The following is a 22,500-nucleotide window of genomic DNA, read 5'->3' on the forward strand; positions in this document are numbered from 1 at the left end:
ACGAAAGTCGGGCTTAGTGATCCGGTGGTTCCGCATGGAAGGGCCATCGCTCAACGGATAAAAGCTACCCCGGGGATAACAGGCTTATCTCCCCCAAGAGTCCACATCGACGGGGAGGTTTGGCACCTCGATGTCGGCTCATCGCATCCTGGGGCTGTAGTCGGTCCCAAGGGTTGGGCTGTTCGCCCATTAAAGCGGTACGCGAGCTGGGTTCAGAACGTCGTGAGACAGTTCGGTCCCTATCCGTCGTGGGCGTAGGAAATTTGAGAGGAGCTGTCCTTAGTACGAGAGGACCGGGATGGACGCACCGCTGGTGTACCAGTTGTTCTGCCAAGGGCATAGCTGGGTAGCTATGTGCGGAAGGGATAAGTGCTGAAAGCATCTAAGCATGAAGCCCCCCTCAAGATGAGATTTCCCATAGCGTAAGCTAGTAAGATCCCTGAAAGATGATCAGGTTGATAGGTTCGAGGTGGAAGCATGGTGACATGTGGAGCTGACGAATACTAATAGATCGAGGACTTAACCATATAATATGAAGCAATGTTATCTAGTTTTGAAAGAATATAAAAAACTTGTTGACTTTAAAAGTTAAATAAGTTATGATGATTCTTGTCTTAAATGAATACAGTCTGGTAATGATGGCAGAGAGGTCACACCCGTTCCCATACCGAACACGGAAGTTAAGCTCTCTAGCGCCGATGGTAGTTGGGACCTTGTCCCTGTGAGAGTAGGACGTTGCCAGGCTATTTATATCATCGCGGGGTGGAGCAGCACGGTAGCTCGTCGGGCTCATAACCCGAAGGTCGCAGGTTCAAATCCTGTCCCCGCAACCAAATGGTCCCGTGGTGTAGTGGTTAACATGCCTGCCTGTCACGCAGGAGATCGCCGGTTCGACCCCGGTCGGGACCGCCATTTTATATAAAGAAAAGAACGAAACATGTTGTTTCGTATTTTTTTATTTGTTTTAACAAAAAACTAATAAAGACAGTCAAACTATCCTTAGGAAAACTCCTAAGGACTTTTTTATATATTCAAAACCTGTATAATAAAGAGCAGAGAACATTGTGAGTAAAGTAGGTGAAGTCTGTGAGTAAATATGAAATAACAACAAACTCTTCTGAGGAAACACAAAGATTATCAGAAAAACTAGGTGGACTTGTCGGGGCACAAGATGTAATTATTTTAGAAGGAGATCTAGGGGCTGGTAAGACAACTTTTACAAAAGGACTAGCAAAAGGTCTTGGAGTGAAAAGAGTTGTAAATAGTCCAACCTTTAATATTATTAAAGAATATAAAGGGAGATTGCCGCTATATCATATGGACGTGTATCGCTTAGCAGAAAGTGAAGAGGACTTAGGTTTTGATGAGTATTTCTACGGTGAAGGAATTACTGTAGTAGAATGGGCTCATTTAATAGAAGCATTTTTACCGAATGAGAAGTTACAAATTAGTTTATTCCATGCTGGAGATGATACAAGGAAAATTGTACTCGAGCCAATTGGAGATCGATATATTAGATTATGTGAGGAGCTATTACAAGATGAAAGTACTAGCAATTGATACTTCAAATTACGTAATGGGTGTATCCCTTATTGAGGAAGGAAACGTAATTGGGGAAATCATTACAAACTTAACAAAAAACCATTCTGTACGTCTTATGCCAGCTGTAGAGAAATTGTTAAAAGAATGTGGTGTAAAACCGAAAGAATTAACTAAAATAGTTGTAGCTGCTGGACCTGGATCATATACAGGTGTTCGCATAGGTGTGACAGTTGCAAAAACATTAGCTTGGTCACTTCAAATACCAATTGTAGGTGTATCAAGTTTAGAAGTAGTGGCTGCAAACGGTGCTAATTTTGATGGATTAATCTGTCCTTTATTCGATGGAAGACGCGGACAAATTTATACTGGGTTATATACATATGAAGGAGAGCATTTAACTTCTATAGAAGAAGACCGAATCATCCTTATTGTAGACTGGTTGCAAATGTTAAAAGATACAGGAAAGCCTGTTTTATTTATTGGTAACGATGTTAAACTGCACAAAGAGACGATTATCGAACATTTAGGCAACCAAGCTGTATTTGCTCCCTTCACTAAAAATAACCCAAGACCAAGTGAGTTAGCTTTCTTAGGGTTACAAAAAGAAGAACAAGATGTACATTCATTTGTTCCTAGTTATCTTCGTTTAGCTGAAGCTGAAACAAAGTGGTTAGAAAGTCAAAACAAGTAGGAGCTTGCAGAAGATGGATATGATATTTAGAAAGATGGAACTCGATGATATCGCTCAAATTGTAGCTATTGAAGAAGCGTCTTTTTCAACTCCTTGGACTGCAGATGCCTTTCACCGTGAGTTAACGACGAATGAACATGCACATTATGTTGTGCTAGAAAAAGATGGTCGTGTAATTGGGTATTGTGGATTGTGGATAATTATTGATGAATCACATATAACAAATGTAGCTATTTTACCAGAATACAGAGGTCAAAAGCTAGGGGATGCTTTATTGAAAGAAGTTATTTCCGAAGCGAAAGATTTAGGGGTAAAAACGATGACGCTTGAAGTACGTGTATCAAATGAAGTAGCAAAACAGTTATACAGAAAATACGGATTTCAAAATGGTGGAATTCGTAAACGATACTATGCAGACAATCAGGAAGATGGTCTCGTAATGTGGGTGAATATATAATGGAAAAAAATACGATTATACTTGGTATTGAAACAAGTTGTGATGAAACAGCAGTAGCAGTTGTTAAAAATGGAACGGAAATTATTGCGAATGTCGTTGCATCACAAATTGAAAGTCATAAACGTTTTGGCGGAGTTGTACCAGAGATTGCATCCCGTCATCATGTAGAAGAAATTACAGTTGTGTTAGAAGAAGCTTTAAAAGAAGCAAATATCACATTTGATGATATTGATGCAATTGCTGTAACAGAAGGACCTGGGTTAGTAGGAGCGCTTTTAATAGGGGTAAATGCAGCGAAAGCAGTGGCTTTTGCACATGATATTCCTCTAGTGGGTGTTCATCATATAGCTGGGCACATTTATGCGAACCGTTTAGTAAAAGAAGTTCAATTCCCACTACTATCACTTGTTGTATCTGGTGGACATACGGAGCTTGTTTATATGAAAGAACATGGTTCATTCGAAGTGATTGGTGAAACAAGAGATGATGCAGCTGGAGAGGCATATGATAAAGTAGCTCGAACATTATCCATGCCATATCCAGGTGGTCCTCACATTGATCGCCTTGCACATGAAGGGGAACCGACAATCGATTTGCCTCGTGCATGGCTAGAACCTGATTCGTATGATTTCAGTTTCAGTGGATTGAAATCAGCAGTTATCAACACTGTGCATAACGCGAAACAACGCGGGATAGAAATTGCACCGGAAGATTTAGCAGCAAGTTTCCAAGCGAGTGTAATAGATGTGCTTGTAACGAAAGCATCTCGTGCAGCAGAAGCGTATAACGTAAAGCAACTGCTTCTTGCTGGTGGAGTAGCTGCGAATAAAGGACTTCGCGCACGTTTGGAAGCGGAATTTGCGACAAAAGAAAATATCGAGCTAATTATTCCTCCACTATCTTTATGTACCGATAATGCAGCGATGATTGCAGCCGCAGGTACAATTGCATATGAACAAGGAAAACGTGCTACATTAGCTCTAAATGCAAATCCAGGATTAGATATTGAAGAATAGTTATGCACAAAATTAACCACAGCTTGTGGATAAAACCCATATTATCTGTTGATAATGTGGGTTTTATTGTGTATATAAAATGTTGATAACTTTTTTGGAAGTTGTGGATAATGTGGAAAAGTTATTTTGGGGTTTATTTTATAAAGGTGGATATGTGTATAAACCTGTGGATAAAGCAGAAGAAGTCTGACCTTTGAATGTATTCTTTTTTGGGAAATAAATCGCAAGAAGATATCTCTAAAAAACATTTTGAAATGTCCCCTTATTATAGGGGCGAGCCAACATTGTCAAACTTTGTCGGTAAATCGGTATGTCGTGTCGAATCGTTTATACCCCAGCTAGAAGATAAAAAGGATGTCGCATAGTCAAAAATCCCGACTTATGAGACATCCTTCTTATTCATACTCTTATAAATGTAATTCTTCCCATTCTGCCATACAAGCATCAAGTTGCTCTTGTAGTGTTTGCTTTTTCGTTGTAATTTCACTAGCCTTTTCATAATCTGCGTATATTTCTGGTAAGCAAAGTTGATCTTCTAACGTAGCAATTTCTTCTTCAAATTCTACAATATTTTGTTCTAGTTCCTCAATTTTTCGAGTGCGTTGACGTTCTAATTGTTTACGCTCTTTTTCTTCGAGATAATTTAATTTTTCTTGCGCTACAGTTTTTTGAACAGGTGCTTGGTTTTCTTGCTGTTCTTGTTGTTCAAATGCTGCACGTTCAATCATTTCATTTTTCTTCTCCACATAGTAATCGTAATCGCCTAAATACTCTTGTGCACCTTCTGTTGACAACTCAACAACGGTCGTCGTTACACGATTAATAAAGTAGCGGTCATGTGAAACAAATAGAAGGGTGCCTGGATAATCAATTAAAGCATTCTCCAAAATTTCTTTACTATTTAAATCAAGATGGTTCGTAGGTTCATCGAGAATTAATAAATTTGATTTTTGCATCATAAGTTTTGCAAGAGCTAATCGAGCTTTTTGTCCACCACTAAGAGAAGATACTGGTTTTAGTACATCATCCCCTGTGAATAAGAAGTTACCTAATATCGTGCGAATTTCTTTTTCGGGCTGCAATGGATATTCATCCCATAACTCATTTAAAACTCGCTTAGAAGATGTTAAGTTTGCTTGTTCTTGATCATAATAACCAACAGATACATTGGATCCGAAAGAAACATCACCATTTAATAGTGGTAACTTATTCACAAGTGATTTTAATAATGTGGATTTTCCAATTCCGTTTGGACCAACTAAAGCAACGCTATCCCCGCGAGTTAAGCGCATAGTTACATGTTCAATAATCGGATCATCATCATAGCCGATAGTTGCATCCTTTACTTGTAAAACATCATTTCCACTTTGTTTTTCGATATCGAAGTAGAAGGATGCTGACTTAGAATCACCTAATGGTCTAGTCAATAATTCCATTCTATCTAATTGTTTACGACGGCTTTGAGCACGTTTTGTCGTAGATGCGCGCGCTATATTTTTTTGAACGAAATCCTCAAGCTTAGCGATTTCATCTTGTTGTTTTTCATAACGTTTCATGTCTTGCTCGTATAATGCTGATTTTAAGTCTAAATATTTACTGTAGTTACCAACAAATCGTCTGCTTTCTTTATTCGAAATTTCATATACTTGTGTAACGAGTTTATCTAAGAAATAACGGTCATGGGAAACGATTAGTATTGCGCCAGGATAGCCTTGTAAATATTGTTCAAGCCATGTTAATGTTTCGATGTCTAAATGGTTTGTAGGCTCGTCCAAAATAAGTAGGTCTGGTTTCGTTAATAATAATTTACCGAGAGCTAATCGTGTTTTTTGTCCACCGCTTAATGTAGAAATCGTCGTCTGGTGCGTTTCAACTGGGAAGCCAAGACCACTTAAAATCGAGCGAATATCTGCTTCATATTGATATCCACCTTGATCTTTATAATCTAATTGCAATTGGTCATAATCAGCTAATAATCTTTCATATGTAGCCTCGTTTGAAAAGTTTTCTTCTTTTCCCATCTCTTGCTCTAGCCTTCGAAGTTTTGTCTCCATTTGCTGCAAGTGTGTAAAGACGGTTAACATTTCATCCCAAATTGTTAAAGACGTTTCTAACCCGGTATTTTGAGCTAAATATCCGATTGAGACATCTTTTGGTTTTATAATTTCGCCACCATCATGAGATAGCTCACCAGCTATTATTTTTAATAGTGTAGATTTTCCGGCCCCATTTCGTCCGACTAATGCGATACGATCTTTCGTTTGAACTTCCAATTTTATGTTTGCAAGAATCGTTTCGGCACCGTATAATTTCGTAAGCGCGTTTACTTGTAATAAAATCAATGTTTTCACCTCAAATAATTTCTTAACTTTGCCATGTTTATATTTCTCAATCATACTAAAAATAGTGTATAGTTTAAAATAAAGAGAGAATACTTCTTCTCTTTATTATACAGGGAAATTCATGAGTGCTAAACTTCTGTATTTGATTCAAGTATATGAATAAAGGTAGGAAGAGAGGAGAGGTTATATGGAGCAGCAAAAAATTCCACAGGCCACTGCCAAACGATTGCCTCTATACTATCGATTTATCCAAAACTTATCTCTTTCTGGTAAGCAACGTGTTTCATCAGCCGAATTGAGTGAAGCGGTAAAAGTTGATTCCGCAACGATTCGAAGAGATTTTTCATATTTTGGAGCGTTAGGGAAAAAAGGTTATGGATATAACGTAAATTATTTATTATCATTTTTCCGTGAAACACTCGACCAAGATGATATAACACGTGTAGCACTTATTGGAGTAGGTAATTTAGGGACCGCTTTCTTACATTATAATTTCACGAAAAACAATAATACAAAAATTGAAATGGCGTTTGATGTTAGTGAAGAGAAAGTCGGGACAGAAATCGGGGGCATTCCTGTATATCATTTAGATGAATTAGAAGAACGTTTATCAACTGATATACAAGTGGCAATATTAACAGTACCCGCTACAGTGGCACAATCTGTAGCAGATAGATTGGCAGAAACGAACGTGCATGGTATTTTAAATTTCACACCAGCGCGCTTAAATGTGTCAGATAATATAAGAATTCACCATATTGATTTAGCGGTAGAGTTACAAACACTTGTTTACTTTTTAAAGAATTATCCACAATAAAACGCAGAGGAAGCGACCTCTGCGTTTTATTATTGTTTTTTCTTTGTGAATTTAACTAAGATAAGGCGAAGTGCCAAATTAAAATCAATTGTTGCCATAACTGCAAATAGTATTGTCCACATATTCCAGATTGTATCTGTTACGTTCGTAATGGCGAAGCGTGTAAAGATACATCCTAGAAGGAAGTACAATGCAGCCATGAACAATGGTGAGTTCCTCATACTAAAAATCCTCCGATAAAGCCTTGCATTTTTTCAGCTTCTTTAATCATTTCTTGAATTTGTTCATTGCTCATTAAAACTTGAGCAACTGCAACTAATGTATTCATTGCAACATGAGCTGCGATAGGGACGATAATACGCTTCGTTTTTACATATAAAAAGGCGAATACGAGTCCCATAGAAGTGTATACCAATAAGTGAGTGAAATCAAAATGAATTGCTGCGAATACAAGAGAACTAATGATAGCAGCAATAAAGAAGTTAAACTTCTTATAAAGTGTACCAAATAAAATTTTTCTAAATACGATTTCTTCCAAAATAGGTCCTATTATAGAGATAACGATAAGGAACCAAGGTGTCGTTTTTGCGATATCCATAAGTCTTGCTGTATTTTCTGATCCAGGTTTAATTCCTAATACACGCATTTCTATCATACCGGCAATACTTTGTGAGAAAAATGCTAGGAAGAACCCGATAAAAATCCAACCAATCGTAGCTGGAACAGTAGAGCGCATTGTATCTAAACGTCTGTCACGAATATCTGTTCTAAGTAACCAAAGTACGATACATAATGCAATAAAGAAGCTAATGATTGCCCAGTGGCCAGTTATGAGTTGAAATTTCTCTTCTCTAGTAAATCCCCTGTTATCATAAAGTCCAGTTTTCAGCAGAAGTGGTAATCCAGCAATGGATGATAACTGCATTAAAATGTATGTAACGATAACCCACCAATATTGTTTTTTCAAATGGTTTAACCATCCTTTCTAACTCTAGTGTATGAGATAAGGTAGGATAACATGTAAGTATGCTACCTACGATATAAACCTCGCTTAAATTATGTTTTTTTCGTAAATCCTTATTTGAAATTATAATAGAAGACAGGAGAAAGTTGTGTGTATAGCGAAAACAACTTAGGGTGTCCTTTCATATTGTAACATACGAGTAGGGGAAACAACGATTCATATAGTAAAGGTAGAAGAAGAGGGACTCTATATAGAAAAGTGTATAGCTTAATTTGCGAAAAAATTATGATTTTTTTACTTGCAAAAGAAATTGAGATTATTTATTATTATAAGTGTGTTAGCACTCGGGTGACTTGAGTGCTAATAAATAAAATTTACATAACAAAATGAGGAGGTTATTGTTCATGCTAAAGCCATTAGGTGATCGCGTTGTAATTGAGCTTGTTCAAGCAGAAGAAAAAACAGCAAGTGGTATTGTATTACCAGACACTGCAAAAGAAAAACCACAAGAGGGTAAAGTTATTGCAGTAGGTACTGGTCGAGTGCTTGAAAATGGTGAGCGTGTTGCTCTAGAGGTAGCTGCAGGTGATCTTATCATCTTCTCAAAATATGCAGGTACTGAAGTAAAATATGAAGGTACTGACTACTTGATTTTACGTGAAAGTGACATTTTAGCAGTTATCGGTTAATTATATAAATCTTAAAAAATTCAAGGGGGTCAATTATTATGGCAAAAGATATTAAATTTAGTGAAGAAGCACGTCGTTCGATGCTTCGCGGTGTCGACACTCTTGCAAACGCAGTAAAAGTAACGCTTGGACCAAAAGGTCGTAACGTTGTACTTGAGAAAAAATTTGGTTCACCACTTATTACAAATGATGGTGTAACAATCGCAAAAGAAATCGAATTAGAAGATGCATTCGAAAACATGGGTGCAAAATTAGTAGCAGAAGTTGCTAGCAAAACAAATGATGTAGCTGGTGACGGAACAACAACTGCAACTGTATTAGCACAAGCTATGATTCGTGAAGGTCTTAAAAACGTAACAGCTGGTGCGAACCCAATGGGTCTTCGTAAAGGTATCGAAAAAGCTGTTACTGCTGCAATTGCAGAATTAAAAGAGATTTCTAAACCAATCGAAGGCAAATCTTCTATCGCACAAGTAGCTGCTATTTCTGCAGCTGACGAAGAAGTAGGTCAATTAATCGCTGAAGCAATGGAGCGCGTTGGTAACGACGGCGTTATTACTTTAGAAGAATCTAAAGGATTTACAACAGAATTAGACGTAGTAGAAGGTATGCAATTTGATCGTGGATATGCATCTCCTTACATGATTACTGATTCTGACAAAATGGAAGCAGTTCTTGATAACCCATACATCTTAATTACTGATAAGAAGATTTCTAACATCCAAGAAATCTTACCAGTATTAGAGCAAGTGGTACAACAAGGTAAACCACTTCTTATCATCGCTGAAGATGTAGAAGGCGAAGCTTTAGCTACATTAGTAGTGAACAAACTTCGTGGTACATTCAATGTAGTAGCTGTTAAAGCTCCTGGATTTGGTGACCGTCGTAAAGCAATGCTAGAAGATATCGCAATCTTAACTGGTGGCGAAGTAATCACTGAAGAATTAGGTCGTGACTTAAAATCTGCTACAATTGAATCTTTAGGACGTGCTGGTAAAGTTGTTGTAACGAAAGAAAACACAACTGTAGTTGAAGGTATCGGAAATTCACAACAAATCGAAGCTCGCATCGGTCAAATCCGCGCGCAATTAGAAGAAACTACTTCTGAATTCGATCGTGAAAAATTACAAGAGCGTCTTGCAAAACTTGCAGGTGGCGTAGCAGTAATTAAAGTAGGTGCAGCAACTGAAACTGAGTTAAAAGAGCGCAAACTTCGCATTGAAGATGCACTTAACTCAACTCGTGCAGCAGTAGAAGAAGGTATCGTTGCAGGTGGTGGTACTTCACTTATGAACGTATACACGAAAGTAGCTTCTATCGTAGCTGAAGGCGACGAAGCAACAGGTATCAACATCGTACTTCGCGCACTAGAAGAGCCAGTTCGTCAAATCGCAATCAACGCTGGTCTAGAAGGATCTGTAGTTGTAGAGCGTCTAAAAGGCGAAAAAGTAGGCGTTGGTTTCAACGCAGCTACTGGCGAGTGGGTTAACATGCTTGAAACTGGTATCGTAGATCCAGCTAAAGTAACTCGTTCTGCACTTCAAAACGCAGCATCTGTTGCAGCTATGTTCTTAACGACTGAAGCTGTAGTTGCTGACAAGCCAGAACCAAATGCACCAGCAATGCCTGACATGGGCGGCATGGGCATGGGCGGTATGGGCGGAATGATGTAATTCCGTTTGCTCGAAAAACATCCATTTCTATATAGAAATGGATGTTTTTTTATGTTTTTTAGAAAAGGAAATTAATTTCTGTAGAATTTTGTCGCTTTCTCTCTTGACCATATCGATACTTCATTGTTAGAATCTAGGGAGATAATATAAAAAAATCCTTCATATATCCTCGATGATATGGTTTGAGAGTCTCTACCGGGTTACCGTAAACAACCTGACTATGAAGGCAGTGCGTCTTATATTTATAAAGAGCGGAAGACTATCTTTCTTTATAAAGCCAGACCCCTGCCTTTTCTTTGTTATGAGACTAGAGGCGGAGGACTGGCTTTTTTTATTATATTAGTAATGCTTTTTGCCTAATTGGTAAAAATATTTATATACGAGAACTAACGTTGGGGTGATTATTTTGAAGAAGCAGCATGATACAATTATCGTTTTAGATTTTGGGAGTCAGTACAATCAGTTAATAGCACGTCGAATTCGTGAGTTCGGTGTATACAGTGAACTTCATCCACATACAATTACTGCAGAAGAAATTAAAGCAATGAATCCAAAAGGGATTATCTTCTCTGGTGGACCAAATAGTGTATACGGTGAAGGCGCATTACATTGTGATGAAAAAATCTTTGAACTAGGATTACCGATCTTTGGTATTTGTTACGGTATGCAGCTTATGACGCAACACTTCGGTGGGAAAGTAGAACGTGCAAACCACCGTGAGTACGGAAAAGCTGTTCTTAAAGTAGAGAACGAATCAAAATTATATGCGAACCTTCCAGAAGAGCAAGTTGTATGGATGAGCCATGGTGACTTAGTAACTGGTTTACCTGAAGGATTCGTAGTAGATGCAACAAGTGAGTCTTGTCCAATTGCTGGTATGAGCAATGAAGACAAAAACTTATACGGTGTACAATTCCACCCAGAAGTACGTCATTCTGAGCACGGTAACGATTTAATTAAAAACTTCGTATTCGGCGTATGTGGTTGTTCTGAAGGATGGAACATGGAGAACTTTATCGAAGTAGAATTAGAGAAAATCCGTGAAACTGTTGGAGACAAAAAAGTACTATGCGCACTTAGCGGCGGTGTAGACTCTTCTGTTGTAGCAGTATTAATTCATAAAGCAATCGGCGATCAATTAACATGTATTTTCGTTGACCACGGCTTACTTCGCAAAGGTGAAGCAGAAGGCGTTATGAAAACATTCAGCGAAGGCTTCCACATGAACGTTATTAAAGTGGATGCACAAGAACGCTTCATGAACAAGTTAAAAGGTGTAGAAGATCCAGAACAAAAACGTAAAATCATCGGTAATGAATTCATTTACGTATTTGATGATGAAGCTTCTAAATTACAAGGAATGGACTTCCTAGCGCAAGGTACACTTTATACAGACATCGTTGAAAGTGGTACAGCAACTGCACAAACAATTAAATCTCACCATAACGTTGGTGGTCTTCCAGAAGACATGCAGTTCAAATTAATTGAGCCTTTAAACACGTTATTTAAAGATGAAGTACGTGTATTAGGATCAGAACTAGGAATTCCTGATGAAATCGTATGGCGTCAACCATTCCCAGGCCCTGGTCTTGGTATTCGTGTATTAGGTGAAATCACAGAAGAGAAATTAGAAATCGTTCGTGAATCTGATGCGATTTTACGTGAAGAAATTATTAAAGCGGGCTTAGACCGCGAAGTTTGGCAATACTTCACTGCGCTTCCTGGTATGCGTAGCGTAGGTGTTATGGGTGATGAGCGTACTTACGATTACACAGTAGGTATCCGCGCAGTAACATCTATCGACGGTATGACAGCTGACTGGGCACGTATCCCTTGGGACGTATTAGAGAAAATCTCTGTACGTATCGTAAACGAAGTAAAACACGTTAACCGTATCGTGTATGATATAACAAGTAAGCCACCAGCAACTATCGAGTGGGAATAGTATTATAAAAAAAGATCCATCTATTGCTCATGCATAGATGGATCTTTTGTGTTTTGCTCTTAATACGAACGAAAATGCAAAAGTTTGTAAAAATGTTCGTTTTTAAATTGACAAAACTACTTCATCGAGTTAATATGAGTATGTAATTCAAACGAAAAGTGAATATTATGCCGTCGTATAATATCGGGGATATGGCCCGAAAGTTTCTACCTAGCTACCGTAAATGGCTTGACTACGAGGCGTTTAGATAAAGATGAGGGTAAACTTGTCTTTATTCATAGAACGCTTCCATGTATATGCAATGGAAGCCTTTTTTATTTTTAATAGATAAAAGAGGGCTAGGGAGATTACGGCGAGTAATCATATAACGGGGGAAACGTAAGATGAAACGCTATTTTCAGTTTGATGAACTCGGTACAAATTATAAAACAGAGTTCATAGCAGGTTTAACGACATTTTTATCTATGGCTTATGTACTATTTGTCAATCCTGCTACGCTGTCACTTGGAAATGTTAAAGGGTTACCAGCAGGTACAGGAATGGATCCGGGTGCAGTATTCGTTGCTACAGCATTAGCAGCAGCGATTGGTTCGTTAATTATGGGGATATTCGCGAAGTATCCGATTGCTTTGGCGCCGGGTATGGGAATTAACGCGTTCTTTGCTTATACGGCAGTGTTAACGATGGGTATTCCATGGCAGACAGCAATTGCTGGAACGTTAATGTCAGGTATTATCTTTATTATTCTTACAGCTTCAGGTATTCGTGAAAAAATCATTAATGCAATTCCATCAGAGTTAAAGTTTGCAGTAGCGGCAGGTATCGGATTATTCATTGCCTTCCTTGGCTTCCAAAATGCCGGAATTATCGTGAAAAATGATGCTGTTCTTGTTGGGTTGGGGGATTTAACAAAGGGCACAACGTTACTAGCAATCTTCGGGGTTGTTACTACAATCATCTTCATGATTAAGAAAGTTAATGGTGCAGTGTTCTACGGTATGATTCTTACAGCAATTTTAGGAGTAGCGACAGGATTAATTGATACTCCAAAAGCTGTAGTGGGAGCAATACCGAGTCTAGAACCAACGTTCGGTGTGGCGTTAACTCACTTCGGAGATATTTTCACTGTTCAAATGGTGATTGTTATTATAACGTTCTTCTTTATCGATTTCTTTGATACAGCAGGTACACTTGTAGCGGTTGCGAATCAAGCTGGATTAATGAAGAACAATAAATTACCACGTGCAGGAAAAGCATTATTTGCAGATGCGATTGCAACTGTAATCGGTGCGATCTTAGGTACATCAACAACAACGTCTTACATTGAATCTTCTGCAGGGGTAGCAGCGGGTGGACGTTCTGGATTTACAGCAGTTGTAACAGCGGGATTCTTCTTGCTGGCACTATTCTTCTCGCCATTATTAAGCGTTGTAACACCAGCTGTAACAGCGCCAGCATTAATTATTGTAGGGATCTTGATGGTTTCATCTTTAGGCGAAATTGATTGGAAGAAATTCGAGATTGCAGTACCAGCATTCTTTACAATCATTTCAATGCCACTTACGTATAGTATTGCGACAGGGATTGCAATCGGGTTTATCTTCTATCCAATTACAATGGTAGTAAGTGGTCGTCGTAAAGAGATTCATCCAATTATGTATGTTATGGGAGTTTTATTCGTACTATATTTCATCTACGTTCGTAAATAAAAGGGGTTTTTTGAAAGGTCTAGACTTAAGGGGAGTCTAGACCTTTTTTGCGTCTTCAGAAAATCTTAAGGATTTCCGAGCGTTTTTCTTCAGAAGTTTTCCTATAATAGAAGTTAGGGATTAAAAAAGTGATGGGGGAGATATTGTGGCGCACGAAACAATACTTGTCGTAGATGATGAAAAAGAAATTAGAAATCTTATTACAATCTATTTAAAGAATGAAGGATATAAAGTGTTGCAAGCAGGAGACGGAGAAGAAGGATTACGTTTACTAGAAGAAAATGAAGTACATCTAGTCGTATTAGATATTATGATGCCAAAGGTAGATGGTATTCATATGTGTATGAAAGTAAGAGAATCGAAAGAAATGCCGATTATTATGCTTTCTGCGAAAACGCAAGATATGGATAAAATTTTAGGATTAACAACAGGTGCAGATGATTACGTAACGAAACCATTTAATCCGTTAGAGTTAATCGCAAGGATTAAATCTCAGTTACGTCGTTATATGAAGATGAATGGTTTTGCTCTTCAAAATGAGGACGAGTTAGAAATTGGAGAGATGAAAATAAACATCTCCACTCATACAGTCATTGTGGATGGAGAAGAAGTGAAACTGACCCCGAGGGAATTTTCGATTTTAGAATTACTAGCTCGTAATCCGGGGATGGTCTTTAGCGCGGAACAAATTTATGAAAAGGTTTGGAACGAAAGATCTTTCCAGTCGGATAACACGGTAATGGTTCATATTCGGAAAGTGCGTGAAAAGATTGAGGAGAATCCAAGGAAGCCAATATATATAAAAACAGTATGGGGAGTGGGGTATAAGATTGAAAAAGATATTTAATCCATTTACTTATGTTAGGAAATTTCGAGAATTAATTGGAAAGATAATGAAGAGTGTGAAACGGAGTGTGCGAATTCAACTTATTACTGCGTTTACTGCTTGTGCGCTATTAGGTCTTTTGTCAGCAAAGACAGCAGCGCCGTTTTTTGAGAATGCGAATCGGAAGGCGATGATCGATTATCGGGCTGGTATGGAGGAGATTAATCAACAAGCTCAAGGAGCGGCAAATAGTTCGGTTCATGAAAATAAATTAGAAGCTATATCCGATATGATCGAAAGGGAGAACCAAAGTTTAGAGCGAGGACCTAGAGCTTTAAAAATATTGGTTACTGACGAGAGCGGTAAAGTTTTATATAAAACGAAGCAGGCGCAAGAAGAGCAAATTGATTTGCATAATACGATTCGTAATGCAGCATCATTTGCGATCAACTATTCAAATGGCCAAGATGCATTTGAAAGTACAAGAAAAGAATTTATAGCTTTTGCACCTATTACAATAGAAGATAAGAATTTATACATGTTTGTTAGTGGGATTCCAGAAGGTGAAGTAATATATGATACGCAAGAAGGGCCGTTTCCATTTTGCATAGGTGTACTCGTATTTATTTTCTCTTTCTTCTATATAACAAAGAGAAAGATGAAGCAAATTGAAGCGATGGCACAAGGTGTAAAGGAAATAGAAAAAGGCAACTTAGCGTATCGTATTGAGAAGAAAGGTGAGGACGAGATTGCGTCTTTAACTGAGAATATTAATAATATGGCAGAAGAGCTTATGAATAATATAGAAAAGGAACGTAAATTAGAGAAGCAAAAGAATGAGCTTATTACGAATGTATCTCACGATTTGCGTACACCACTGACTTCTATTATGGGTTACTTGCGATTACTTCGAGATTCTAAATATGAAAATAAAGAACAACATGATGAGTATACGAGAATTGCTTTTGCGAAGTCGGAGCAGTTAAAGAATTTAATAGAAGATTTATTTGAGTATACGAAGTTAACAAATGAGCAAGTTGTATTAGAAAAACAAGAGGTTTGTATAAATGAGTTATTGGAGCAATTAATAGAAGAGTTAGTACCGCAGGCAGAAGAGCATGGACTTGCGTTTGTTAAGAAGTTTCCTGAGGAACGTGCCTATGCAGCGGTTGATTCGGAAAAGATGGTACGTGTATTTGATAATCTATTAATGAACGCGATTAAGTATAGTAAAGATGATGGGGAGATAAAAGTTTCTCTTCAAAGGCAGCGCCGGGATATACAAATTGTAATTGCGAATCATAGTGAAGAGTTTACGAGAGAAGAGCTAGGGAGTTTGTTTGAACGTTTTTATAAGAAGGATCAATCTAGAAGTAGAGTAACAGAAGGATCGGGACTTGGATTAGCGATTGCGAAAAGTATTGTTGAGCTGCAAGGTGGTAGTATTCGAGCAGAATATGAGGATGGTATTATTCAGTTTATCGTCTCGTTACCAATTATAGAAAAATAATAAATGAATAGAATGATATTTGATAAAAAGGCTTATTTTAAAAGAAATAAGCCTTTTTATATTTTTTTAGAAAAATATGTTGACGATTAGAGTATAGAGGTGTAATATAGGACAAGTCGCCGATGCAATAACGCAGAACGCGGCAAACGAAATAAAAAAATTAGTTGACATTGAAACATGAAGATGTTAACATAAGGGAGTCGCAAATGAGCGACCGAGTAGTTCTTTGAAAACTGAACGAAACAAACAACGTGAAACGTCAATTTTTATTTTTAGATGCTAGACAAACTAACTTTATTGGAGAGTTTGATCCTGGCTCAGGATGAACGCTGGCGGCGTGCCTAATACATGCAAGTCGAGCGAATGGATTGAGAGCTTGCTCTCAAGAAGTTAGCGGCGGACGGGTGAGTAACACGTGGGTAACCTGCCCATAAGACTGGGATAACTCCGGGAAACCGGGGCTAATACCGGATAATATTTTGAACTGCATGGTTCGAAATTGAAAGGCGGCTTCGGCTGTCACTTATGGATGGACCCGCGTCGCATTAGCTAGTTGGTGAGGTAACGGCTCACCAAGGCAACGATGCGTAGCCGACCTGAGAGGGTGATCGGCCACACTGGGACTGAGACACGGCCCAGACTCCTACGGGAGGCAGCAGTAGGGAATCTTCCGCAATGGACGAAAGTCTGACGGAGCAACGCCGCGTGAGTGATGAAGGCTTTCGGGTCGTAAAACTCTGTTGTTAGGGAAGAACAAGTGCTAGTTGAATAAGCTGGCACCTTGACGGTACCTAACCAGAAAGCCACGGCTAACTACGTGCCAGCAGCCGCGGTAATACGTAGGTGGCAAGCGTTATCCGGAATTATTGGGCGTAAAGCGCGCGCAGGTGGTTTCTTAAGTCTGATGTGAAAGCCCACGGCTCAACCGTGGAGGGTCATTGGAAACTGGGAGACTTGAGTGCAGAAGAGGAAAGTGGAATTCCATGTGTAGCGGTGAAATGCGTAGAGATATGGAGGAACACCAGTGGCGAAGGCGACTTTCTGGTCTGTAACTGACACTGAGGCGCGAAAGCGTGGGGAGCAAACAGGATTAGATACCCTGGTAGTCCACGCCGTAAACGATGAGTGCTAAGTGTTAGAGGGTTTCCGCCCTTTAGTGCTGAAGTTAACGCATTAAGCACTCCGCCTGGGGAGTACGGCCGCAAGGCTGAAACTCAAAGGAATTGACGGGGGCCCGCACAAGCGGTGGAGCATGTGGTTTAATTCGAAGCAACGCGAAGAACCTTACCAGGTCTTGACATCCTCTGAAAACCCTAGAGATAGGGCTTCTCCTTCGGGAGCAGAGTGACAGGTGGTGCATGGTTGTCGTCAGCTCGTGTCGTGAGATGTTGGGTTAAGTCCCGCAACGAGCGCAACCCTTGATCTTAGTTGCCATCATTAAGTTGGGCACTCTAAGGTGACTGCCGGTGACAAACCGGAGGAAGGTGGGGATGACGTCAAATCATCATGCCCCTTATGACCTGGGCTACACACGTGCTACAATGGACGGTACAAAGAGCTGCAAGACCGCGAGGTGGAGCTAATCTCATAAAACCGTTCTCAGTTCGGATTGTAGGCTGCAACTCGCCTACATGAAGCTGGAATCGCTAGTAATCGCGGATCAGCATGCCGCGGTGAATACGTTCCCGGGCCTTGTACACACCGCCCGTCACACCACGAGAGTTTGTAACACCCGAAGTCGGTGGGGTAACCTTTATGGAGCCAGCCGCCTAAGGTGGGACAGATGATTGGGGTGAAGTCGTAACAAGGTAGCCGTATCGGAAGGTGCGGCTGGATCACCTCCTTTCTATGGAGAATTGATGAACGCTGTTCATCAATATAAGTTTCCGTGTTTCGTTTTGTTCAGTTTTGAGAGAACTATCTCTCATATATAAATGTATGTTCTTTGAAAACTAGATAACAGTGTAGCTCATATTTTTTTAATTTTAGTTTGGTTAAGTTAGAAAGGGCGCACGGTGGATGCCTTGACACTAGGAGTCGATGAAGGACGGGACTAACGCCGATATGCTTCGGGGAGCTGTAAGTAAGCTTTGATCCGAAGATTTCCGAATGGGGAAACCCACCATACGTAATGGTATGGTATCCTTGCCTGAATACATAGGGTAAGGAAGACAGACCCAGGGAACTGAAACATCTAAGTACCTGGAGGAAGAGAAAGCAAATGCGATTTCCTGAGTAGCGGCGAGCGAAACGGAACATAGCCCAAACCAAGAGGCTTGCCTCTTGGGGTTGTAGGACATTCTATACGGAGTTACAAAGGAACGAGGTAGACGAAGCGACCTGGAAAGGTCCGTCGTAGAGGGTAACAACCCCGTAGTCGAAACTTCGTTCTCTCTTGAATGTATCCTGAGTACGGCGGAACACGTGAAATTCCGTCGGAATCTGGGAGGACCATCTCCCAAGGCTAAATACTCCCTAGTGATCGATAGTGAACCAGTACCGTGAGGGAAAGGTGAAAAGCACCCCGGAAGGGGAGTGAAAGAGATCCTGAAACCGTGTGCCTACAAATAGTCAGAGCCCGTTAATGGGTGATGGCGTGCCTTTTGTAGAATGAACCGGCGAGTTACGATCCCGTGCGAGGTTAAGCTGAAGAGGCGGAGCCGCAGCGAAAGCGAGTCTGAATAGGGCGTTTAGTACGTGGTCGTAGACCCGAAACCAGGTGATCTACCCATGTCCAGGGTGAAGTTCAGGTAACACTGAATGGAGGCCCGAACCCACGCACGTTGAAAAGTGCGGGGATGAGGTGTGGGTAGCGGAGAAATTCCAATCGAACCTGGAGATAGCTGGTTCTCCCCGAAATAGCTTTAGGGCTAGCCTTAAGTGTAAGAGTCTTGGAGGTAGAGCACTGATTGAACTAGGGGTCCTCATCGGATTACCGAATTCAGTCAAACTCCGAATGCCAATGACTTATCCTTAGGAGTCAGACTGCGAGTGATAAGATCCGTAGTCAAGAGGGAAACAGCCCAGATCGCCAGCTAAGGTCCCAAAGTGTGTATTAAGTGGAAAAGGATGTGGAGTTGCTTAGACAACTAGGATGTTGGCTTAGAAGCAGCCACCATTTAAAGAGTGCGTAATAGCTCACTAGTCGAGTGACTCTGCGCCGAAAATGTACCGGGGCTAAATACACCACCGAAGCTGCGAATTGATACCAATGGTATCAGTGGTAGGGGAGCGTTCTAAGTGCAGTGAAGTCAGACCGGAAGGACTGGTGGAGCGCTTAGAAGTGAGAATGCCGGTATGAGTAGCGAAAGACGGGTGAGAATCCCGTCCACCGAATGCCTAAGGTTTCCTGAGGAAGGCTCGTCCGCTCAGGGTTAGTCAGGACCTAAGCCGAGGCCGACAGGCGTAGGCGATGGACAACAGGTTGATATTCCTGTACCACCTCTTTATCGTTTGAGCAATGGAGGGACGCAGAAGGATAGAAGAAGCGTGCGATTGGTTGTGCACGTCCAAGCAGTTAGGCTGATAAGTAGGCAAATCCGCTTATCGTGAAGGCTGAGCTGTGATGGGGAAGCTCCTTATGGAGCGAAGTCTTTGATTCCCCGCTGCCAAGAAAAGCTTCTAGCGAGATAAAAGGTGCCTGTACCGCAAACCGACACAGGTAGGCGAGGAGAGAATCCTAAGGTGTGCGAGAGAACTCTGGTTAAGGAACTCGGCAAAATGACCCCGTAACTTCGGGAGAAGGGGTGCTTTCTTAACGGAAAGCCGCAGTGAATAGGCCCAAGCGACTGTTTAGCAAAAACACAGGTCTCTGCGAAGCCGTAAGGCGAAGTATAGGGGCTGACACCTGCCCGGTGCTGGAAGGTTAAGGAGAGGGGTTAGCGTAAGCGAAGCTCTGAACTGAAGCCCCAGTAAACGGCGGCCGTAACTATAACGGTCCTAAGGTAGCGAAATTCCTTGTCGGGTAAGTTCCGACCCGCACGAAAGGTGTAACGATTTGGGCACTGTCTCAACCAGAGACTCGGTGAAATTATAGTACCTGTGAAGATGCAGGTTACCCGCGACAGGACGGAAAGACCCCGTGGAGCTTTACTGTAGCCTGATATTGAATTTTGGTACAGTTTGTACAGGATAGGCGGGAGCCATTGAAACCGGAGCGCTAGCTTCGGTGGAGGCGCTGGTGGGATACCGCCCTGACTGTATTGAAATTCTAACCTACGGGTCTTATCGACCCGGGAGACAGTGTCAGGTGGGCAGTTTGACTGGGGCGGTCGCCTCCTAAAGTGTAACGGAGGCGCCCAAAGGTTCCCTCAGAATGGTTGGAAATCATTCGTAGAGTGCAAAGGCATAAGGGAGCTTGACTGCGAGACCTACAAGTCGAGCAGGGACGAAAGTCGGGCTTAGTGATCCGGTGGTTCCGCATGGAAGGGCCATCGCTCAACGGATAAAAGCTACCCCGGGGATAACAGGCTTATCTCCCCCAAGAGTCCACATCGACGGGGAGGTTTGGCACCTCGATGTCGGCTCATCGCATCCTGGGGCTGTAGTCGGTCCCAAGGGTTGGGCTGTTCGCCCATTAAAGCGGTACGCGAGCTGGGTTCAGAACGTCGTGAGACAGTTCGGTCCCTATCCGTCGTGGGCGTAGGAAATTTGAGAGGAGCTGTCCTTAGTACGAGAGGACCGGGATGGACGCACCGCTGGTGTACCAGTTGTTCTGCCAAGGGCATAGCTGGGTAGCTATGTGCGGAAGGGATAAGTGCTGAAAGCATCTAAGCATGAAGCCCCCCTCAAGATGAGATTTCCCATAGCGTAAGCTAGTAAGATCCCTGAAAGATGATCAGGTTGATAGGTTCGAGGTGGAAGCATGGTGACATGTGGAGCTGACGAATACTAATAGATCGAGGACTTAACCATATAATATGAAGCAATGTTATCTAGTTTTGAAGGAATATGCCTTCATAGTTTGGTGATGATGGCAGAGAGGTCACACCCGTTCCCATACCGAACACGGAAGTTAAGCTCTCTAGCGCCGATGGTAGTTGGGACCTTGTCCCTGTGAGAGTAGGACGTCGCCAAGCAACTTTAAGACGAGTCAGAATGACTCGTCTTTTTTGTGTTTTAAACTTCTTATCAGCTTCAAGTAAGTAATCCGTATTCTTTTGATCCCCTCATATTCATTTTCTTTCATCATTTTTGATGTGTAGTTTAAGATTTTCTATTCTATTTTTTGTAGAAGCAATCTATCGGTGTGTTAAAATAGTACAGTTGTTTTTCGAGGTACTTTAATATAGGAAGATTTAAATTTTTTTAAGGAGATAATATGAAAAAGATAGGTGTAATTACTATAGTAGCTTTAGTCCTTCTAGCAATTACTTATATGTTAGTCGGGAATTATTTTTATAATTATGCGTTGAATGCGAAACAAGAGAAAGAGTTTTTAGAGGATAATCCTCACTTAGTAGAAACTGTGAATGCATCGGGAGGTGTGTTCGCTACAAATGAAGAAAAGGATGCGAACTTTGTATCAAATCATAAACCTAATACACGAAACATAAATTCTTTCGATAAGTTGAAATTAACAGGTTATGAATATATGAATGAACAATCTAGTCATAAATGGGCAATTGTAGTTCATGGATATGATAGTAGGGCATCGAAAATGACGAAATATATCCGGAACTTTTATGAACAAGGATATAACGTCATAGCGCCAGACCTTCGTGGGCATGGAAATAGTGAAGGTGATTATATAGGGATGGGCTGGCATGATCGTAAAGATATTTTGATTTGGATTCAACAAATTGTAAAGAAAGACCCTAATGCTGAAATAGCACTCTTTGGTGTTTCAATGGGGGGAGCAACTGTAATGATGACTTCAGGTGAAGAGTTACCTTCTAACGTTAAAGTTATTATTGAAGATTGTGGATACTCAACTGTTATTGATGAATTTACGTATCAACTAAAAGATCTATTCCATTTGCCAAAGTTTCCTGTTATGAATGCGGCAAATACAGTTACAAAATTAAGAGCTGGATATGATTTAGAAGAAGCTTCAGCTATAAAACAAGTGGCGAAAAGTAAAACACCTATGCTATTTATTCATGGGGATGCTGATACATTTGTTCCTTATGAAATGTTAGATGAAGTATATAATGCTGCAAAAGTAGAAAAAGAGAAATTAATTGTTCCAGGTGCTGGACATGGAGAAGCCGAGAAGGTAGATTCGAATAAATATTGGAATACCGTATGGAAGTTCGTGGGGAGATACATTCCAGCGTAATTAGATTGTTTTAGATTTGTATATACGATAATCAGAAGG

Annotated in this window: 15 protein-coding genes, 2 tRNA genes, 5 rRNA genes and 2 riboswitches (1 of these 24 cut by a window edge); of the genes, 19 read left to right on the top strand and 3 right to left on the bottom strand. The window is 40.5% G+C overall.

Annotation, left to right across the window (positions count from 1 at the left end):
* From ACU8YW_RS01465 to tsaD, 8 genes are all read left to right on the top strand, one after another.
* Nucleotides 1-527: ribosomal RNA gene (locus ACU8YW_RS01465) — 23S ribosomal RNA — on the top strand; it begins 2,395 nt to the left of the window's first position.
* Nucleotides 528-628: 101 nt separating this feature from the next.
* Nucleotides 629-744 (top strand): 5S ribosomal RNA (gene rrf, locus ACU8YW_RS01470).
* A 12-nt stretch (nt 745-756) separates the two neighbouring features.
* A tRNA-Met gene (locus ACU8YW_RS01475) sits at nt 757-833 on the top strand.
* A gap of 3 nt (nt 834-836) precedes the next feature.
* Nucleotides 837-912, top strand: a tRNA-Asp gene (locus tag ACU8YW_RS01480).
* Between the two features lie 174 nt (nt 913-1,086).
* On the top strand, nt 1,087-1,560 hold the full coding sequence (gene tsaE, locus ACU8YW_RS01485; RefSeq protein ID WP_000049636.1) for a tRNA (adenosine(37)-N6)-threonylcarbamoyltransferase complex ATPase subunit type 1 TsaE: 474 nt from the start codon (nt 1,087-1,089) through the stop codon (nt 1,558-1,560).
* Complete coding sequence (gene tsaB / locus ACU8YW_RS01490; RefSeq protein WP_098133538.1) at nt 1,541-2,233, top strand: tRNA (adenosine(37)-N6)-threonylcarbamoyltransferase complex dimerization subunit type 1 TsaB; 693 nt, start codon at nt 1,541-1,543, stop codon at nt 2,231-2,233. Before tsaE ends, tsaB begins: the two co-directional genes overlap by 20 nt.
* A gap of 13 nt (nt 2,234-2,246) precedes the next feature.
* A complete protein-coding gene (gene rimI, locus ACU8YW_RS01495; RefSeq protein ID WP_000367200.1) occupies nt 2,247-2,690 on the top strand; it encodes a ribosomal protein S18-alanine N-acetyltransferase in 444 nt (147 codons plus the stop codon).
* Nucleotides 2,690-3,706 (top strand): tRNA (adenosine(37)-N6)-threonylcarbamoyltransferase complex transferase subunit TsaD, encoded by a 1,017-nt coding sequence (gene tsaD, locus ACU8YW_RS01500; protein ID WP_000414582.1) that lies wholly within the window; start codon nt 2,690-2,692, stop codon nt 3,704-3,706. The genes rimI and tsaD overlap by 1 nt, the downstream gene beginning before the upstream one ends.
* Nucleotides 3,707-4,113: 407 nt before the next feature.
* On the opposite strand, the gene ACU8YW_RS01505 is transcribed toward tsaD, so the two are convergent.
* Entirely contained in the window at nt 4,114-6,048 is a 1,935-nt protein-coding gene (locus ACU8YW_RS01505; protein WP_218924097.1) for an ABC-F family ATP-binding cassette domain-containing protein, read from the bottom strand.
* A 187-nt stretch (nt 6,049-6,235) separates the two neighbouring features.
* Between ACU8YW_RS01505 and ACU8YW_RS01510 the strand changes: the two genes are divergently transcribed.
* Nucleotides 6,236-6,865 carry a redox-sensing transcriptional repressor Rex gene (locus ACU8YW_RS01510; RefSeq protein WP_000437704.1) on the top strand — a complete coding sequence of 210 codons (630 nt, stop codon included), beginning with the start codon at nt 6,236-6,238 and terminating at the stop codon, nt 6,863-6,865.
* Between the two features lie 29 nt (nt 6,866-6,894).
* Here ACU8YW_RS01510 and ACU8YW_RS01515 read toward each other — a convergent pair whose 3' ends face one another.
* Together ACU8YW_RS01515 and ACU8YW_RS01520 are read right to left on the bottom strand one after the other, a co-directional pair.
* Entirely contained in the window at nt 6,895-7,086 is a 192-nt protein-coding gene (locus ACU8YW_RS01515) for a YdiK family protein (protein ID WP_001246201.1), read from the bottom strand.
* The gene (locus ACU8YW_RS01520; RefSeq protein WP_087981823.1) at nt 7,083-7,832 is read right to left on the bottom strand and encodes a CPBP family intramembrane glutamic endopeptidase; all 750 of its coding nucleotides are present in this window, start codon (nt 7,830-7,832) and stop codon (nt 7,083-7,085) included. The genes ACU8YW_RS01515 and ACU8YW_RS01520 overlap by 4 nt, the downstream gene beginning before the upstream one ends.
* 401 nt (nt 7,833-8,233) lie before the next feature.
* Between ACU8YW_RS01520 and groES the strand changes: the two genes are divergently transcribed.
* The 10 genes from groES to ACU8YW_RS01570 all read left to right on the top strand — a co-directional run bounded on the left by groES (nt 8,234) and on the right by ACU8YW_RS01570 (nt 22,461).
* Entirely contained in the window at nt 8,234-8,518 is a 285-nt protein-coding gene (gene groES / locus ACU8YW_RS01525; RefSeq protein ID WP_000917306.1) for a co-chaperone GroES, read from the top strand.
* Nucleotides 8,519-8,556: 38 nt separating this feature from the next.
* A complete protein-coding gene (gene groL / locus ACU8YW_RS01530) occupies nt 8,557-10,191 on the top strand; it encodes a chaperonin GroEL (RefSeq protein WP_001029984.1) in 1,635 nt (544 codons plus the stop codon).
* A gap of 139 nt (nt 10,192-10,330) precedes the next feature.
* Nucleotides 10,331-10,432, top strand: a riboswitch (purine riboswitch).
* A gap of 165 nt (nt 10,433-10,597) precedes the next feature.
* Complete coding sequence (gene guaA, locus ACU8YW_RS01535) at nt 10,598-12,136, top strand: glutamine-hydrolyzing GMP synthase (RefSeq protein ID WP_098133539.1); 1,539 nt, start codon at nt 10,598-10,600, stop codon at nt 12,134-12,136.
* 153 nt (nt 12,137-12,289) lie between these two features.
* Nucleotides 12,290-12,391, top strand: a riboswitch (purine riboswitch).
* 128 nt (nt 12,392-12,519) lie between these two features.
* Nucleotides 12,520-13,845: an NCS2 family permease gene (locus ACU8YW_RS01540; RefSeq protein ID WP_000833097.1), complete on the top strand. Its 1,326-nt coding sequence runs from the start codon at nt 12,520-12,522 to the stop codon at nt 13,843-13,845.
* 145 nt (nt 13,846-13,990) lie between these two features.
* A complete protein-coding gene (locus ACU8YW_RS01545) occupies nt 13,991-14,692 on the top strand; it encodes a response regulator transcription factor (protein WP_087981820.1) in 702 nt (233 codons plus the stop codon).
* Entirely contained in the window at nt 14,676-16,181 is a 1,506-nt protein-coding gene (locus ACU8YW_RS01550; protein ID WP_426934722.1) for a sensor histidine kinase, read from the top strand. Before ACU8YW_RS01545 ends, ACU8YW_RS01550 begins: the two co-directional genes overlap by 17 nt.
* Before the next feature lie 294 nt (nt 16,182-16,475).
* Nucleotides 16,476-18,027, top strand: a 16S ribosomal RNA gene (locus ACU8YW_RS01555).
* A gap of 146 nt (nt 18,028-18,173) precedes the next feature.
* Nucleotides 18,174-21,095, top strand: a 23S ribosomal RNA gene (locus ACU8YW_RS01560).
* Nucleotides 21,096-21,143: 48 nt separating this feature from the next.
* Nucleotides 21,144-21,259: ribosomal RNA gene (gene rrf / locus ACU8YW_RS01565) — 5S ribosomal RNA — on the top strand.
* Together the 16S, 23S and 5S rRNA genes form the textbook arrangement of a ribosomal RNA operon.
* 242 nt (nt 21,260-21,501) lie before the next feature.
* Nucleotides 21,502-22,461 (top strand): alpha/beta hydrolase, encoded by a 960-nt coding sequence (locus ACU8YW_RS01570; protein WP_088061498.1) that lies wholly within the window; start codon nt 21,502-21,504, stop codon nt 22,459-22,461.
* The last annotated feature ends 39 nt before the right edge of the window (nt 22,462-22,500 follow it).

This window comes from Bacillus pretiosus (assembly GCF_052947655.1).